Source organism: Microbacterium sp. STF-2, from assembly GCF_034650155.1.
Taxonomy (GTDB): Bacteria; Actinomycetota; Actinomycetes; order Actinomycetales; family Microbacteriaceae; genus Microbacterium; species Microbacterium maritypicum_A.
This window is the reverse complement of record NZ_JARKMW010000001.1, coordinates 1112557-1127578: the sequence shown is the minus strand read 5'-3', so window position 1 is coordinate 1127578 and position 15022 is coordinate 1112557. Positions and strand designations below refer to the sequence as shown.

The window sequence follows — 15022 nt, the reverse complement described above, 5'->3', positions numbered from 1 at the left end:
CCGTGACCTCCAGGTCCCGGTGACACCCGATAAACTCATCCCATACCACCGGAGGAAAGGGAGCCACGATGGCAGCGATGAAGCCGAGGACCGGAGACGGACCTATGGAAGCCGTGAAAGAAGGACGACTCATCATCGTGCGCGTTCCACTCGAAGGCGGCGGCCGCCTGGTCGTCTCCGTGAACGACGCCGAGGCCAAGGAGCTTCACGACGTGCTTGCCGCCGTCGTGGCACCGGCCTGATCGACCTGGGGTCCGCGTCGGCGGATCCGAAAGGGCGATGGATCCTCGGATCCATCGCCCTTTTCGCACGGTCTCGAGCCGCGCGGTCAGCCGCGTTCGGCGAGACTGATCAGCTGCAGCAGACCTTCGCCGGCGGGGGAGACCGTGGCGAGGACCGCCGAGGATTCCTGCGTCTCCTGCACGAGGGACCGGTAGGCGGAAGTGATCTCGTCGCGCTGGACCGGATCGGCGACGCGACCGCCGGCGAGCACGCGGGGCACGAGCACGAGTCCGCCGGTGCGCGCGAGACGCAGACCGTGTTCGACGTACTCGATGACATGCTCGGGGTCGGCGTCGACCAGCACGATGTCGTAGGAGTTCTCGTTCATGCGGGGGAGAACGTCGATCGCGCGGCCCGTGATGAAGCGGGCTCGGGTGGACGGCACCTTGGCATCGGAGAAGGCCTGTCGCGCCGCGGCGAGGTGCTCCGGTTCGTTGTCGATCGAGGTGAGGACCGCCTGGGGTGCGCCGCGCAGGAGCCAGAGACCGGAGACTCCGGCGCCGGTGCCGATCTCGACGATGGAGCGTGCCGAGGTCGCGGCCGCGAGCACGGCGATCTGCGAACCCACGGCGGCGCTGATCGGCATCGCTCCCAGTTCGACCGCATGCGCGCGTGCGCGGCTGATGGCGTCGGGTTCCACGATGGACTCGCGCAGGAAACGCGCGTTCGCGTCATGCTCGCTCATGGCCTGTTTCTCCCTGCCTGACTGTGATCCTCTCCAGAGTATTCGGTCGGCGAGTGCGGGGACCGCAGGCGCGGCGGTAGCCTGTAGAGATGACGTTCGGGCTCACCTTCGAGAAGCTGTTGCTGATCGGCCTCATCGCGGTTCTGATCATCGGCCCCGAACGTCTCCCGCGAGCCGCGGAGAGCTTCTCGCGCATGGTCCGCAAGGCCGGCGAGTATCTGCGCGCGACCAAGTCGAGGGTGCGCGAGGAGATGGGGCCGGAGATCGACGACGTCGACTGGCGCAAGCTCGACCCGCGCCAGTACGACCCGCGCCGGATCATCCGCGATGCGCTCATGGAAGAGCCCCAGCCGGCGACCCCGCTGCAGGCGGCCCAGACCATCGCGGAGCCGATCGCCGGAGCTGCGGCCGCGGCGACAACGGCTCCCGCGACCCGAGCCGTTCCGCAGGAGTTCAGTGCGTCGAACCGCCCTCCCTTCGACGCCGAAGCCACCTGACGGGAACGCTCGCCGATCGAGCGCGCAGGGCTCTGCGCGCTCGGCGCCTAGGAGATCTTCGAGCGGAGGGTGGCGATTTCGTCGTCCGTGAGCAGGCCCCGAGGGATCGCGGTCGCGGCCGAGGTGTCTCGCAGCTTCAACAGCACGGCGTCCTTGCCCACTCGCATCCTCTGGAAGGTGCGGTAGGCGATGTCGGAGCGACGACGGCCGCTGCCCATCTGCAGGCTGTCCTCTTCCAGCGATACCCACACGACGGTTCCGACGGGCATCGCGATCCGGACGGCGGTTCGCGCGCCCGATACGGACATCACGACGGCGAAACCCGCGAGCGCGACGATGATGACCGGCATCCATCCTGCTCCGAAGGGGCCCTGTTCCCCCGGACGGACGGGCGTGCCGAGGTTGAGGATGCTGAGCACGAGGGCTGCGGCGAGGGCGACCCACATGACGAGGGCTGCGGGTCGGGTCAGCGAGTAGATCGCTGCGTCCCGAGCCATTCGTCGCAGCAGACCCTCATCGACGGTCAGAGAGCGGGGAGGCATCGGTCCATCTTCCCACGCGTTCAGGTGAGCGACATCGGCAGCGATCGACCGGAGAGGCCCCTGCCCCGCCGCGCCAGGGTACTCGCGAGGTCGCGGATGGTCGTCGCCGCGACATCGTCGCTCTCGGTGGAGACGATCGGCTCGCCCGCGTCTCCGCCCTCGCGCAGAGCGGGGCTCAGGGGGATCGAGGCTAACAGTGGCACAGGGACTCCCGGTTCGGAGAGAGCCTCCGATACGGCGGCGCCTCCGCCCGAGCCGAACATGTCGATGACCGTTCCATCGGGCAGTGTGTACGGCGCCATGTTCTCGATGACGCCGATCACGCGCTGACCCGTCTGACGCGCGACGAGACCGCTGCGGATCGCCACCTCGGCGGCAGCGGTCTGCGGGGTGGTCACGACGAGAACTTCCGCATGGGGGAGGAGCTGGCCGATCGAGATCGCGATGTCGCCCGTCCCCGGCGGCATGTCGATGAGCAGGACGTCGAGGTCGCCGAAGAAGACGTCGGTGAGGAACTGCGAGACCGTGCGGTGCAGCATCGGCCCACGCCACGCCACCACCGATTCGCCGTCGCGGAGGAACATCCCGATCGAGATCGTCTTCACGCCGTGCGCGACCGGGGGGAGCATCAGGTCGTCGATGCGTGTCGGCTGCGTGCCCGCAGGGATGCCGAGGAGCCCGGGGATCGAGAACCCGTGCACGTCGGCGTCGACGAGACCGATGGACAGACCCTGCGCGGCGAGTGCGACGGCAAGGTTCGCGGTGACGGTGGACTTGCCCACACCCCCCTTGCCGCTGGAGACGAGGATCACACGGGTGAGGGAATCGGGCCCGAACGGCATGTGGCGTGCGGGCCTCCCGGCGCGGAGTTTCTCGGTGAGAACCTTGCGTTCTGCCGGCGTCATCACGCCGACCTCGACGTCCACCTCCGCGATGCCCGGAACGGACGCCGCGGCATCGCGGACGTCCGACTCGATCCGCGCCGCCGCTGGGCAGCCGACGATCGTGAGGACGATGCCGACGCGGGCTCGACCGCCGTCGACGGAGATGTCCCGGACCATGTCGAGATCCCCGATGGGTCGACGGAGCTCGGGATCCGTCACCGCGGCGACAGCCGCGCGGACACGCTCCGCCGCGGTCACGACGCGGCGCCGGATCGGGGCTTCTCCGGCGCGTCTTCGAGCTCGGCGAGAAGGGCTTTGAGCTCCTGGCGCAGCACGTCGCGCGTGACGACCTGCGAATTGCGTTCTTCGAGCGACATGCGCAGAGCCACGATCTCGCGGGCCAGGTACTCGGTGTCGGCCAGGTTGCGCTCCGCACGCTGGCGGTCCTGCTCGATCTGAACCCGGTCGCGGTCGTCCTGACGATTCTGCGCGAGCAGGATGAGCGGTGCGGCGTATGAGGCCTGCAGGGAGAGCATCAGGGTCAGTGCCGTGAAGCCGAGGGCGGCGTCGTCGAAGCGCAGCTCGTCCGGCATCAGCGTGTTCCAGACGATCCAGACCACACAGAACAGGCTGAGGATCAGCAGGAACGCGGGGGTCCCCATCGCGCGAGCCACCCACTCCGTGAAGCGCCCGAAGCGGTCGCGAGACGTCGCCCGGGGCCGTGTCGTGGTGCGGCCCGGCGCATCGAGGCGCGGAGAGCGGGGCATCAGCGCGTCTCCTTCGTCGGGGCGGCGGGGGTGGATCCAGGGACGGTGCTCGCAGCGGGGGAGGTGTCCTCGCTGTCATGCGAACGCCAGTCGTCCGGAAGGAGGTAGTCGAGGACGTCGTCGATGCTGATCGCTCCGACGAGGCGATGCGCCGCATCGATCACGGGGAGCGAGACGAGGTCGTAGCTCGCCAGCAGCCGTGCCACCTCGGCGGCGGAAGCGGTCACGGGCACGGGCTCGAGGCTGTCGTCGAGGATCGCGCCGAGTCGCTCATGCGGCGGGTAGCGCAGCATCCGCTGGAAGTGCACGAGCCCGAGCAGGCGCCCGGTCGGAGTCTCGAACGGCGGGAGGGTGACGAACACCGCGGCGGCCAGCGCGGGGTGCAGTTCGTGGCGGCGGATCAGCGCGAGCGCCTCGGCGACTGTGGCGTCGGCCGAGAGGATGATCGGCTCAGGCGTCATCAGACCGCCGGCGGTGTCCGGGCCGTAGCGCAGCAGCATCCTGACGTCTTCGGCTTCTTCCGGCTCCATGAGCTCCAGGAGCTGCTCCAGGCGGTCAGGCGCCAGCTGGGCGAGCAGGTCGGCCGCGTCGTCCGGTTCCATCTGGTCGAGGATGTCGGCGGCGCGTTCGTCTCCCAGACGGTCGAGGATGTGCACCTGTTCGTCTTCGGGCATCTCCTCGAGGGCATCGGCGAGGCGGTCGTCCGACAGCTCTTCGGCCACCTCGATCATGCGCTGCTGCGGAAGGTCGAGAAGCGTGTTGGCGAGATCGGCGGCATGCAGCTCGGAGTACGAGGCGACGAGCTGCTCAGCCGACTGCGACTCGCCGGGAGCGCGTTGCTCGGCGACCTCGCTCCATGCCGCGAACGTCGTCGGACCCTTCGCGAACGGGGAGGCACTGGTCTTCGGTCGGCGGAGGAAGAGCTGGCTGATCGCCCATTCGCCGAGGCGGTTCGGTTCGATCGCGATGTCCTCGATGACCGCGGTACCGCTGCCATCGACGAAGCTCACGCGTCGTCCCAGCATTTCGGCGAGCACGCGCACCTCGCCGGCCCGCGGGGAGAACCGCCGCACGTTGATCAGGCCCGTGGTGATGACCTGGCCGGAACGGATCGAGGTGACGCGTCCGATCGAGAGGAACACGTGGCGTCGTCCCGGGATCTCCACGACCAGGCCGATGACGCGGGGCGCCGCGGTACTTCGATACACGACGACGACATCTCGGACCTTGCCGAGCCGGTCGCCGACGGGATCGAAGACGGCGCACCCGGCAAGGCGCGCGGCGAAAACCCGTTGTGTGCTCACTTCTCCAGCGTAGTCGGCGGCTCGCGTCTCCGGCGGGTCGGCCGTGCCTCGGGCCGTCCGACGGCACGCGTGGAAGAATAGCCGGATGAGCATGCTGAACCGGCCCGCGAGCGGCACAGACACCGGCGAGATCGTCGCGTCGATGCGCGACTACGAGAGCGCGCAGAAGACGGTCTCGAAGCTGATCGCGGGGGAGGTGCCGGCGCGCGACATCGCCATCGTCGGTCAGAGCGTGCGCACGGTCGAACGCGTGACCGGCAAGCTCGGCTACGCCGCCGCCGCGCGCTCCGGGGCGATCAACGGTGTGTTGATCGGGCTCTTCCTCGCCGCCATCCTCGTGCTCGGCAACCCGGAGGTGCCGATCCAGCTCTTCCTCGGCTTCGTCCTCATCGGTGTCGCGGTCGGGATGATCCTCAGCCTGGTCACCTACGCGATCGTCCGTCGCCGGCGCGACTTCGCCAGCGTCACGCAGTTCGCGGCCGATCACTACGAGGTCACCGTGCTGTCCTCGTCGCTGGGCAAGGCCCGGCAGGTCCTCGGCGCGAACAAAGTGGCGCCCGTGCGACCGGCGGTCAACCTCGACGAGCCGCCGCGCTACGGCGAGCGGATCACGCCCGGCGCGACCTCGCCTGAGCCCGCCCCGGCACCCGGGGATCCCGTGATCCCGCCGCGCCCGGCCGACCCCGTCGCACCGCCGGTCGCCGACCCCGAACCCGAGACGACGCCCGAGCCCGGGTCCGCATCGGCGGGGACCGCCGCTCCGTCGACCGTGACCCCGGTCGAGCCGGACGCTGCTCCCGGCACTGACGGCATCCAGGGCGAACGGGCATGACGGCGACCTCCACGCTCTCCGTCTGATGGTCGAGATCCAGGTCGCGCTCCCGGCGGGACTCACCGCCGTGTCCGCCGACTGGACAGCCGGTGACAACGGGGCGACGGTGATCGTGGCCCACGGTGCAGGGACCGGCAAGGACCATCCGTTCCTCACCGGCTACGTCGATGCGCTGAGCGCGACGGGCTTCTCGACCCTCCGCTTCAACTTCCCGTATGTGGAGCAGGGGCGACGGATGCCGGGACCCGCCGCGCATGCGATCGCCACATGGAACGCCGTCGCGGCCTTCGCACGCGAGTCCGATCCCTCGGCGACCCTGTGGGCGACGGGCAAATCGTACGGCGGACGCATGGCGTCGATGGCGGTCGCCGAGGGCATGCGTGTCGACGGTCTCGTCTACCTCGGGTACCCGTTGCATCCGCCCGGACGTCCGGAGAAGCCACGGGTCGAGCATCTGCCGGGGATCACGGTCCCGCAGCTGTTCGTGGAGGGGACGAACGATCCCTTCATCCAGCCGATCTCGCAGTTCGAGGAGGCGATCGCGACCTGTCGGGATGCGCGCGTCGTCTGGATCGACGGAGGAGGACACACCTTCGAGGTGAAGGGCCGCAAGCGCCCCGCCGCGGAGATCGGGGCCGCACTCGCCCCGATCGTGGCGGAGTTCGCCCTCGGCGGCGCGGAGGAGTGAGGACCCTCGGTCGGACGCCCCCTCAGTCGATGAGCCTCGACAGCTCCTCGTCCGCGAGCACGCGCCCCACGGTCGAGATTCCCAGTGCGCTCATCCGCGGGTTCGATTCCGCGTAATACCATCCGAGCCCGAGCGCCTGCTGCAGCGCCCATCCCGCGCCGCGCCGCCACTCGAGGTCGTCGACAGCCAGGCCTTCGCGGAGCAGGTGTCGTCCCGGCGCGTCGAAGAGGTGCCAGGCGGCGACCAGGTCGAGTGCGGGATCCGCGGGACCGAAGTCTCCGCCGTCGAGCACACCGGCCAGGCGGGTATCGCCCTCGTGCTCCGCGACGAGGAGATTGAACGGCGTGAGGTCCCGGTGGCTCATCACCGGAGCGCTGGCGGACGGGAGCTCGCGCAGCACCGACCAGAGCCGCCCTGCGCGGGCCGCATCGAAGAGATGCGCACTCCGCCTCAGGCACGTCGCGACCCATTCGTCGTGGTCGCTGAGGACTCCGCCCCGGCCCCTGCCGTCGAACACACGGTCGCGCACGTCGACGGTGCGCAGCGCCCGGATGAGGGCGACCAGGTCGTGCGCGAGCGTCTCGGACGTGGAGGAGAGCACAGGATCCGCCGGGTCACCCTCGATCCACGTCTGCACAGCCCAGGCCGAGGCGAACTCCTCCGACGCGGAGGCGGTGCCGTAGGAGCGCGGCGCGGGGAACGGGCTCGACGCCGTGAACTCCTCGAGTGCTGCGGCCTCGCGGACGAGCTCGTGCGCCGCTGCACCGAGGAGGGGGAAGCGGGCGACGAGTCCGTCGCCCACCCGGATGATCCTGTTCACCGTGCCCGTCATGGGGACCGGTCGCAGGGTCTCGCCACGGAGCTCGGGGAAGCGGCGCGCGATCAGGTGCGCCGCGACCTCGGTCTCGAGTGCGAGCTCGCCCTCATGCATCCGTCGGTGTCAGCTCTGCAGTCGCGCCATCCACGCCTCGACCTCGTCGGCCGTGCGGGGGATGCCGGCCGAGAGGTTCACGGGGCCGTCGTCGGTCATCACGATGTCGTCCTCGATGCGCACGCCGATGCCACGGAGCTCGGCCGGCACGGTGAGGTCGTCGATCTGGAAGTAGAGTCCGGGTTCGATCGTGAACACCATGCCCGGGGCGAGGATGCCGTCGTAGTACATCTCGCGACGGGCCTGGGCGCAGTCGTGCACGTCGATGCCGAGGTGGTGCGAGGTGCCGTGCACCATGTACCGACGGTGCTGGCCGCCCTTGTCGGCATCCAGAGCCTCTTCGGCGGTGACGGGCAGCAGACCCCACTCGGCCGTCCGCTCGGCGATGACCTTCATGGCGGCTCCGTGCACGTCGCGGAAGCGTACGCCGACCTGAGCGGCGGCGAATGCCGCGTCGGCGGCCTCGCGCACCGTCTCGTAGACGCGCCGCTGCACGTCGGTGAACGTGCCGGAGACGGGCAGCGTGCGCGTGATGTCGGCGGTGTAGAGGCTGTCGGCCTCCACACCCGCATCCACCAGGATCAGGTCACCGGGAACCACGGTTCCGTCGTTGCGCGTCCAGTGCAGGTAGCAGGCGTGCGGGCCGGAGGCGGCGATCGTGTCGTAGCCCTCGCCGTTGCCGTCCTCGCGTGCGCGGCGGTGGAAGACGCCTTCCACGACGCGCTCGCCGCGTGCATGAGCCGTCGCGGCAGGAAGCTCGCGGATGATGTCGTCGAAGCCGTTCGCCGTGATCTCGACGGCGCGGCGCATCTCGGCGATCTCGAACTCGTCCTTGATGAGCCGCAGCTCCGAGACGAAGCGGGTGAGGGTCTCGTCCTCGTCGAGCACCAGCTCGCCCTCGACGGCTTCCCTGTCGTCCAGATGGGCGGTGGCGATGTCGAGGTCGGCGGCGACGCCGGCGAGGGACGGTCGCGGACCGATCCAGAACTCTCCGACCGTGGCGTCGGCGTAGAACTCCGTCGTCGTGCGGTCGGCGCGCTCGCGGAAGAAGAGGGTGATGTCGTGGCCGGTCTCGGTCGGTGCGAAGACGAGGACCGAGTCGGGCTCGGCATCCGATGCCCACCCGGTGAGGTGTGCGAAGGCGGAATGCGCGCGGAAGACGTAGTCGGTGTCGTTGCTGCGCTGCTTGAGAGAGCCGGCAGGGATCACGAGGTGCTTGCCGGGGAAGGCCGCGGAGACGGCGGCACGACGCGTGGCCGCGTACGACGCCTGGGCGCGCGGCGCGGGAAGCGTCTCCGGGCGTTCGGCCCAACCGGTCGAGATCGTGTCGAGGAAGCCCTGGGGGAAGGGCTGCTTGCGGTTGGTGGTGCCGTTGTCGACAGACGCTTCGACGGTGGGTTCTGCGATCGTGTCGCGCTCTCCTGTGCTCATCCCTCCAGTCTGTCACCTGGCGGGCGGGTGCGGGAGTCAGCCGGCGGGCTCGAGCTGCACGACCAGAGCGCGGTGGTCGCTGCCACCGGCATCGTCCAGCACGACCGACCCCGTCGGAGACCAGTTCTGCGACGCCATCACATGATCGATCGGGGCGCCGGCGAGGGCAGGGAGAGAGCTCGGCCAGGTACCCGTGAGGCCGTTGCCGGTGCGGGACGCGACATCGCGGCAGTAGCCGATATCTCCGCCCTCGACTCCGAGAGGGGCCATGTGGTCGATCGTCGCGTTGAAGTCACCGGCCAGGATGAAGTCGCCCTGGGGGCACTGATCCGCGATCCACTGCAGGTCGCTGCGCCACTGCTGCATCTCCTCCATGCGCGGCGCGACCGCGTGCACGGCGACGATGGTGGGGCCGGAGCCGTCGATCGGCATGAGCACGACGCTGGGCACCGAGCCGGTGTTGCTGGTGCCGTCCTTCGCCGACTCGATCACGGAGTACTCGCTGAGGTCCGGGGCGACCAGCACGGTCGTCTGCCACGACTGCGGCCCGTCCTGCACATCCGGGCGGAACTGCACGTGGTGCACCCACATCGGGTGTCCCTGCTCGCGGAGCATGATCGCGATGCGCTCGCCGACCGCCTCGGTCGTCTCGGGAAGGGCGACGATGTCGGCCCCCTGATCGAGGATCTGCTGGGCGATCACCTCGGCAGACACCGCTTCTCCCGCCGTGTTCCAGGTGAGCACGCGGACACTGTCCTCGGTCTTCTCCGGGAGTGGTGATCCCCCGAAACCGCGAACGGCACCGATCGCCGCGGTCGCGCCGGCGCCGAGCAGCGCAACGATCAGGACGGAGGCGGCGAATCCGCGGAGCGGACGGGCGAACAGGAGCAGGAGCGCGAGCACCGCGACGACGAGGAATCCGCCGAGCACGATGCCGCGCGCGGACACGAGCTGCGCGAACGGGTAGGTCTGCTCGAGACGGAAGAACTGCGGCCACACCACGACCGCCGTCGCGATCGCGAGCAGCACGGTGAAGAGGATCCCCAGGAGACGAAACATCCCCACCAGCCTAGGAGCGTCGCCTGTGAAGTCCCTGCCTCGACATCCGCTTCCGTGCGCCTCCGCGTCCGCGCGGGTCGCCGCTCGGTACGCTCGGAGGATGGCCACTTCGTCCCACGGATTCGCCGGTCCCGCCGACCTGCACCTGCACTCCAACCATTCCGATGGCACGGAGTCGCCGGCCGAGGTCGTCCGGCAGGCGCACGCGCACGGGGTGCGCACGCTCGCGCTGACCGATCACGACCGCTCGACCGGTTGGGGCGAGGCGGGAGACGCCGCCGTCGCACGGGGGATGACCTTCATCCCGGGGATGGAGCTCTCCGCGAAGCACGAGTGGCGCAGCGTGCATGTTCTCGGCTACCTCTTCGATCCGGAGGATGACGCGCTGCGGGCCGAGACCGATCGCATCCGCGGTGATCGGATCGGCCGTGCCGAGCGGATCGTCCGCAACATCGGGCGAGACTACGACCTGCAGTGGGACGACGTGGTGGCGCAGACGGCACTCGACGCGACGGTGGGGCGTCCGCACATCGCCGACGCCCTCGTCGCCCGGGGCATCGTGCGGGATCGGACCGAGGCGTTCGACGGCATCCTGCATCCACGGGAGGGGTACTACGAGCCGCACTACGCGCCCGATCCGCTGACCGCTGTGCGTCTGATCACCGAGGCGGGCGGAGTGGCGATCATCGCCCACCCCGTGACGGCGGGACGCGACCGCATGATGCCCGTGGCGTTCATCGAGCGCCTTGTCGATGCAGGCCTCGGCGGGTTCGAGATCGAGCATCGCGAGAACACGGAGGCAGGCAAGCGGCTGCTGCGAGAGATCGCCGCGAAGCACGACCTCATCATCACGGGCTCGAGCGACTATCACGGCGACGGCAAGCCCAACCGTCCCGGCGAGAACACCACCTCTGACGAGATGGTGGCCAGGCTCATAGCACGCGGCACGGGCACCGCCCCGCGTTTTCCCTGATCCTCGGCATTCTGGCGGTCATCTCCCGGCGACCTGTCGAGCGGGACCGATACCGTCCGAGGCATGCAGCGAGCGACTTCCCTCGAGCGACGCGTCGACGCGTGGGCTCATCGCCTCCTCCGCGATTCCCCGTCGAACGGCATCCGCGCCGGCCTGATCGAGTTCGCGGTGTTCGTCGTCAAGCAGGCGTGGGCGTGCATCTTCGGGGCGGCGCTGCTGGTCCTGATCGTCGCCGCGCGTCTGTGGTACCCCGACGATGCGGTGCTCGCCCGCAACGACGCACTCACCATCGCCGCTGTGCTCATCCAGGTGGCGATGCTCGTCTTCCGCCTGGAGAGCGGGCGTGAGCTGTGGGTCATCGTCCTGTTCCACATCACCGGCACCGCCATGGAGCTCTTCAAGACCGACGTGGGGTCGTGGGCGTATGCCGCGGACGGGATCCTCCGCATCGGCGGTGTCCCGCTGTTCAGCGGTTTCATGTATGCGGCGGTCGGGTCGTACATGGTGCGCGTCTATCGGCTGTTCGACCTCGGGTTCACGCGGTATCCGCGGCGATGGATGACGGCCGTCCTCGCAGCGGCGATCTACCTCAACTTCTTCACCCACCACTGGTGGTGGGATGCCCGCTGGGTGCTCCTGGCGGGAGTCGTGGCGCTCTGGCTGCCCACAGTGATGCACGCGCGGGTGTGGCGGCGCACGATCCGTCTGCCGCTCCTGGCCGTCTTCGGCGGGGTCGCGGTGTTCATCTATCTCGCGGAGAACATCGGCACGTGGGCGGGCGCATGGGCCTACCCGGATCAGGCCGGAGGCTGGCAGCCGGTCTCGTTGAGCAAGCTGAGCTCGTGGTTCCTGCTGATGATCATCTCGGTCGTGCTGGTCGCCTGGGTGTATCCGCCGCAGGTGCCGGCAGCCGTGCTGCGCACGGCCGACGAGGCACGCGCACAGGAGCCGGATGTCGGCGACCGACGGTGAACCCGCCGCAACCGGCTCTCGGCTTCCGCGTCCACACATGCGAGAGGGCGCATACGCCGGAGTGAACCCGGTGGATGCGCCCTCTCGGTGACGTGCTCAGGCCCCGGTGACGGGAGCCGCGCCGGCGCCGGAACCGCCACGGCGACGACGGCGACGACGTGCCGGAGCCGGCTTGCCGTCGTGGTGCTCCTTGCCCGCACCGTCATGCGTGCCCGCGCCCTCGGCACCGCGATCGGCGGCCGGTGCGGACTGCCCCTCGCCGGACGTCGACTCCGCAGCGCCTTCGGTGAAGGTCGAACCGACCGGAGTCGTGCTGTTGCGACGGCGACGACGGCGGCGGGTGCCGCTCTCATCGGTCCCCTCGGCGGCGGCGTCGGCCGCGCGCTCGGGGCGACGGGTGCGCTCGGTCTTCACGGACTCCGTCTTGGGCGCTGACACCAGGCGGCCCTTCGTGCCCTGGGGGATGTTGAGGTCCTCGTACAGATGCGGGCTGGACGAGTAGGTCTCGATGGGCTCGGGCTGGCCGAACTCGAGGGCGCGGTTGATCAGGGCCCACTTGTGCAGGTCTTCCCAGTCGACGAAGGTGACCGCGATGCCGGTCTTGCCCGCGCGGCCCGTACGGCCTGCGCGGTGCAGGTACGTCTTGTCCTCATCCGGGATCGTGTGGTTAATGACGTGCGTCACGTCATCGACGTCGATGCCTCGGGCGGCCACGTCGGTCGCGACCAGGACGTCGCGCTTGCCCGCCTTGAAGGCGGCCATCGAGCGCTCGCGCTGATCCTGACCCATGTCACCGTGCACGCCGCCCACATTGAAGCCGCGGTCGCTCAGCTCGTCGACGAGGCGCTGCGCCGCACGCTTGGTGCGGGTGAAGATCACGGTCTTTCCGCGACCCTCGGCCTGCAGGATGCGGGCGATGACCTCGTCCTTGTCCATCGAATGCGCACGGTAGACGAGGTGCTTGATGTTCGCCTGCGTGAGGCCCTCGTCGGGGTCGTTCGCACGGATGTGGATCGGGTTCGACATGAAGCGACGTGCGAGGGCGACGATCGGGCCGGGCATCGTCGCGGAGAACAGCTGCGTGTGACGGACGGCCGGGACTTTCTGGAAGATCTTCTCGATGTCGGCGAGGAAGCCGAGGTCGAGCATCTTGTCGGCCTCGTCGAGCACGACCTCGGTGGCGTGCGAGAGGTCGAGCAGGCGCTGACCGGCGAGGTCGATCAGTCGACCGGGCGTGCCGACCACGATCTGCGCGCCGGCCTTGAGCTGGTCGATCTGACCCTCGTAGGCCTTGCCGCCGTAGATGGCGACGACGCTGGTCGAGCGGTTGCTGGTGAGCAGGTCGATGTCTTCGTACACCTGCACCGCGAGCTCACGCGTCGGCACCACGATGAGTGCCTTGACGCCGTGCTCCGGGTCCTTGCCGAGGCGCTGGACGACGGGGATGCCGAAGCCGAAGGTCTTGCCTGTTCCCGTCTTGGCCTGACCGATGATGTCCTGGCCGGGAAGGCCGAGGGGGATGGTCTGCTCCTGGATGGGGAACGCGTCGACGATGCCCTTGGCGGCGAGTGCGTCGACGATGTCCTGATCGATGCCGAGATCGGCGAAAGTTGTCACTTTATTCAGATTGCCTGTCCGGCGAGCCTGCGGGATCGCCACGTTAACGGATCCACGCCGTCTCTTGTGCCACAGGCGCGGGGCCCCGCTCCGACGGCGGGGACACGCCCAGCCTACCCGAGGGGCGCCTCCGGCCAGGAAGGAGCGTTCGGCACGAGTATTGTGAACGTCGTGGTGGACTCGGGAGGACGACCTCGTGGTTAAGTGGTTCTGGCAGCGCGACGACGCGCCGCGACGCACCCTCGCGCTGCGCGGCAGAGGCGAGCAGGGGGATGCGACGCGCATCGATTTCGCCGAACTCGCCCCCGAGCTCAATCGGTTCCTCGGGCAGGCCGCCTATCTGCAACTGGGCTACTTCGAGACGCTGACGCGTCTCATCCGCGCCACGACCGCGCTCTCCGAGAAGGAGTCGCTGTCTCGTGCGGCAGGGGCCGCCTTGACCAAGCATCGGGGGATCGTGGAGCTCATCGCCGAGCACGGGGACGACCCCACGCAGCTGATGCTCCCGTTCCGGGAGAACCTCGACGCGTTCCGTCGAAAGACCATCGGCGCGCGCCCACGGGAGACGCTTCTCGCCGTGTACATCACCGCCGGAATGCTCGACGACTTCTATCTCGCGCTGGCGTCCAGCTACGGAGACACCGGGCGGCGCGTGGCGGAGATCCTCCGCGAGGACGACGCTCGACACGAGATCGTCGCCATCATCCAGGAGACGATCGAGAGCGACGAGGAGTGGCGTTCGCTGCTGTCGATGTGGGCGCGCCGCCTGGTCGGCGACACGATCCTCGTCTGCCGCTCTGCGCTGCGGCCCGAGCGTCTCGAGATCGACGAGGAGCGCATCGAACCGGTATACACCGAGCTCATGGGTGCGCACGCTCGTCGCATGGACGCGATGGGACTGGCGTCCTAGGCGACGCAGTTCGACGGGTCAGATGCCCAGCGCCGCCCTGCTCTGGGCGTCGGAGCGCTTGCGCATCCCGGTGATCGCCATGGTCGCCAGTGCGGCGACGACGGGAGCGCCGAGGACGCTCGCGAGCCACAGCCAGATACTGTCCTCGCCTACACCGGCCCACTGCAGGCCCGTGTAGGTGAGCGCCGATACGGCGGTGGCGATCGCCGGGGTCAGGGCGACGCCGCGCAGCTCGCGATCGCGGATCAGGAAGTGCGCGGCGATTCCCAGAGCGCACGCGCCGATGAGTGCGAGGAGGATGTACATCGCGCGGTCAGGCGACGAAGCCGACGCGGCGCGATTCTTCGGTGCCCAGCTCGATGTAGGCGAGGTTCGCGGTCGGGACGATGTAGGAGTTGCCCTTCACGTCGGCGAAGCTCACGTGCGACGCGCTCTGCTCGAGCGCCGCGGCGACCTGGGTGCGGACCTCTTCAGCGCTGGCGCCGGTGTCGAAGCTCAGTTCACGGCCGGTGTTGATGATGCCGATGCGGATTTCCACGCGTGCTCCTTGAAGTTCGGGGACTGCGCCAACTCTACCCCGCGGGCACCGGGCAGGATCGGCCGCGGGGACCGGTTTCGCCGTGAGCGCACAGCGCGGACGACTGCGAC

At 69.2% G+C, this 15022-nt stretch carries 18 protein-coding genes; 7 read left to right on the top strand and 11 right to left on the bottom strand.

Annotated features, from left to right (window positions below):
- Positions 1-68: 68 nt before the first annotated feature.
- On the top strand, positions 69-242 hold the full coding sequence (locus tag MicroSTF_RS05360) for a DUF3117 domain-containing protein (RefSeq protein ID WP_017203323.1): 174 nt from the start codon (positions 69-71) through the stop codon (positions 240-242).
- An 86-nt stretch (positions 243-328) separates the two neighbouring features.
- Here MicroSTF_RS05360 and MicroSTF_RS05355 read toward each other — a convergent pair whose 3' ends face one another.
- Positions 329-967, bottom strand: coding sequence for an O-methyltransferase (locus tag MicroSTF_RS05355; protein WP_021199617.1), 639 nt, complete (start codon positions 965-967; stop codon positions 329-331).
- 89 nt (positions 968-1056) lie between these two features.
- Between MicroSTF_RS05355 and MicroSTF_RS05350 the strand changes: the two genes are divergently transcribed.
- Complete coding sequence (locus MicroSTF_RS05350) at positions 1057-1464, top strand: twin-arginine translocase TatA/TatE family subunit (RefSeq protein WP_021199618.1); 408 nt, start codon at positions 1057-1059, stop codon at positions 1462-1464.
- Positions 1465-1511: 47 nt separating this feature from the next.
- On the opposite strand, the gene MicroSTF_RS05345 is transcribed toward MicroSTF_RS05350, so the two are convergent.
- From MicroSTF_RS05345 to MicroSTF_RS05330, 4 genes are read right to left on the bottom strand one after another with little or no spacing between them, the layout of a single operon-like run.
- Entirely contained in the window at positions 1512-2006 is a 495-nt protein-coding gene (locus MicroSTF_RS05345; RefSeq protein WP_322954103.1) for a YcxB family protein, read from the bottom strand.
- A 20-nt stretch (positions 2007-2026) separates the two neighbouring features.
- Positions 2027-3148, bottom strand: coding sequence for an Mrp/NBP35 family ATP-binding protein (locus tag MicroSTF_RS05340; RefSeq protein WP_322954101.1), 1122 nt, complete (start codon positions 3146-3148; stop codon positions 2027-2029).
- Positions 3145-3657, bottom strand: a complete 513-nt coding sequence (locus MicroSTF_RS05335) for a DUF1003 domain-containing protein (RefSeq protein WP_029260330.1) — start codon at positions 3655-3657, stop codon at positions 3145-3147. Before MicroSTF_RS05335 ends, MicroSTF_RS05340 begins: the two co-directional genes overlap by 4 nt.
- A complete protein-coding gene (locus MicroSTF_RS05330; RefSeq protein ID WP_029266737.1) occupies positions 3657-4961 on the bottom strand; it encodes a magnesium transporter MgtE N-terminal domain-containing protein in 1305 nt (434 codons plus the stop codon). Before MicroSTF_RS05330 ends, MicroSTF_RS05335 begins: the two co-directional genes overlap by 1 nt.
- 85 nt (positions 4962-5046) lie before the next feature.
- On the opposite strand from MicroSTF_RS05330, the gene MicroSTF_RS05325 reads away from it, so the two are divergent.
- Entirely contained in the window at positions 5047-5793 is a 747-nt protein-coding gene (locus tag MicroSTF_RS05325; RefSeq protein ID WP_322954098.1) for a general stress protein, read from the top strand.
- Between the two features lie 25 nt (positions 5794-5818).
- Positions 5819-6481, top strand: coding sequence for an alpha/beta family hydrolase (locus MicroSTF_RS05320; protein WP_136023671.1), 663 nt, complete (start codon positions 5819-5821; stop codon positions 6479-6481).
- 22 nt (positions 6482-6503) lie between these two features.
- On the opposite strand, the gene MicroSTF_RS05315 is transcribed toward MicroSTF_RS05320, so the two are convergent.
- From MicroSTF_RS05315 to MicroSTF_RS05305, 3 genes are read right to left on the bottom strand one after another with little or no spacing between them, the layout of a single operon-like run.
- A complete protein-coding gene (locus tag MicroSTF_RS05315; protein WP_322954094.1) occupies positions 6504-7412 on the bottom strand; it encodes a phosphotransferase in 909 nt (302 codons plus the stop codon).
- Between the two features lie 9 nt (positions 7413-7421).
- Positions 7422-8843, bottom strand: coding sequence for an aminopeptidase P family protein (locus tag MicroSTF_RS05310; protein WP_029260325.1), 1422 nt, complete (start codon positions 8841-8843; stop codon positions 7422-7424).
- Between the two features lie 36 nt (positions 8844-8879).
- On the bottom strand, positions 8880-9902 hold the full coding sequence (locus MicroSTF_RS05305; protein ID WP_322954091.1) for an endonuclease/exonuclease/phosphatase family protein: 1023 nt from the start codon (positions 9900-9902) through the stop codon (positions 8880-8882).
- A gap of 100 nt (positions 9903-10002) precedes the next feature.
- Between MicroSTF_RS05305 and MicroSTF_RS05300 the strand changes: the two genes are divergently transcribed.
- Positions 10003-10875, top strand: a complete 873-nt coding sequence (locus tag MicroSTF_RS05300; protein ID WP_029260323.1) for a PHP domain-containing protein — start codon at positions 10003-10005, stop codon at positions 10873-10875.
- Between the two features lie 63 nt (positions 10876-10938).
- A complete protein-coding gene (locus MicroSTF_RS05295) occupies positions 10939-11847 on the top strand; it encodes a DUF817 domain-containing protein (protein WP_029266745.1) in 909 nt (302 codons plus the stop codon).
- Positions 11848-11943: 96 nt separating this feature from the next.
- On the opposite strand, the gene MicroSTF_RS05290 is transcribed toward MicroSTF_RS05295, so the two are convergent.
- Complete coding sequence (locus tag MicroSTF_RS05290; RefSeq protein ID WP_029266747.1) at positions 11944-13464, bottom strand: DEAD/DEAH box helicase; 1521 nt, start codon at positions 13462-13464, stop codon at positions 11944-11946.
- 196 nt (positions 13465-13660) lie between these two features.
- On the opposite strand from MicroSTF_RS05290, the gene MicroSTF_RS05285 reads away from it, so the two are divergent.
- On the top strand, positions 13661-14374 hold the full coding sequence (locus tag MicroSTF_RS05285) for a ferritin-like fold-containing protein (protein WP_021199631.1): 714 nt from the start codon (positions 13661-13663) through the stop codon (positions 14372-14374).
- 18 nt (positions 14375-14392) lie between these two features.
- Here the strand turns inward: MicroSTF_RS05285 and MicroSTF_RS05280 are convergent, their stop codons facing one another.
- Complete coding sequence (locus MicroSTF_RS05280; RefSeq protein ID WP_029266749.1) at positions 14393-14680, bottom strand: hypothetical protein; 288 nt, start codon at positions 14678-14680, stop codon at positions 14393-14395.
- Positions 14681-14687: 7 nt separating this feature from the next.
- Positions 14688-14912, bottom strand: coding sequence for a DUF3107 domain-containing protein (locus tag MicroSTF_RS05275; protein WP_017828623.1), 225 nt, complete (start codon positions 14910-14912; stop codon positions 14688-14690).
- Positions 14913-15022: the final 110 nt, after the last annotated feature.